Origin of the sequence: Lacinutrix sp. C3R15 (genome assembly GCF_018860825.1) — a bacterium.
Lineage (GTDB): Bacteria > Bacteroidota > Bacteroidia > Flavobacteriales > Flavobacteriaceae > Oceanihabitans.
In genome coordinates, this window is the sequence record NZ_JAHKPZ010000006.1 from 1 (window position 1) to 1,088 (window position 1,088).

The following is a 1,088-nucleotide window of genomic DNA, read 5'->3' on the forward strand; positions in this document are numbered from 1 at the left end:
ACTAAGTTATCCCTGCTGTCATTCCTGCGCAGGCAGGAATCCATTATACAAAAATTAAACACCAGACTATTATACCCTTATCATTCCTACAAAATCAAGAATCCATAATGTTTAATTTTAAATTCACTCACTAAGCTTCCCCTACTGTCATTCCTGCGAAAGCAGGAATCCATTATCCTTGTAAAAAAGTCCAATCCTTTGCTAAATCCTCCCAACCAGGATTATCCTTTTCTATCAAGTCTATTTTCCATTGTCGTTTCCACTTCTTCATATTCTTTTCTCGTTTAATAGCATCATTAACATACGGATAAACCTCAAAATACAATAACTTATTAAGTCCATATTTTTTAGTAAAACCATCTACCAACTTATTCTTATGCTCAAACATCCTTCTTTCTAAATCATTTGTAACACCAATATATAATGTACCATTAGTTTTGTTTGTTAGGATATATAAATAATATTGATGAATGGTTTTGTACATAAACAAGCAAGGACTTTAACCAAAAAGATAAGAAATTTATTTCTTTTATGTAGATTCCTGCCTGCGCAGGAATGACAAACAATGTTACTTTTAAACGAAACAATACTTTTGTTTTACAAATAATTTTCAACTCTCATTACGTATTTCTTGTAAATTATTCGCACCACATTACTCACACTTATCATTCCTGCACAGGCAGCAATCGATAATATTTATTTTTAATTATCACTCACTAAGCTTTCCCAACTGTCATTCCTGAGCAGGCAGGAATCCATTTTTTCAACCCTAAACCCCACACTGTTACATTCTTGTCATTCCTGCGCAGGCAGGAATCTATTATATTTAATAGTCACTCACTAAGTTATCCCTGCTATCATTCCTGCGCAGGCAGGAATCCACACACAACTAACTTTTTATACAATAAACAGGAATATGTAAAATTCGCATTCCTTACATAAGAAACACTAACTTGTCATTCCTGCGAAAGCAGGAATCCATTATACAAACATTAAACACCAGACTATTATACCCTTATCATTCCTACAAAATCAGGAATCCATAATGTTTATTTTTAAATTCACTTACTAAGTTATCCCTGCTGTCA

The 1,088-nt window shown here is 33.0% G+C and carries 1 protein-coding gene; it reads right to left on the minus strand.

Going from position 1 to position 1,088, the window contains the following annotated elements:
- Positions 1 to 172: 172 nt before the first annotated feature.
- Entirely contained in the window at positions 173 to 484 is a 312-nt protein-coding gene (locus KO494_RS02650) for a GIY-YIG nuclease family protein (protein WP_215966047.1), read from the minus strand.
- Positions 485 to 1,088 lie beyond the last annotated feature (604 nt).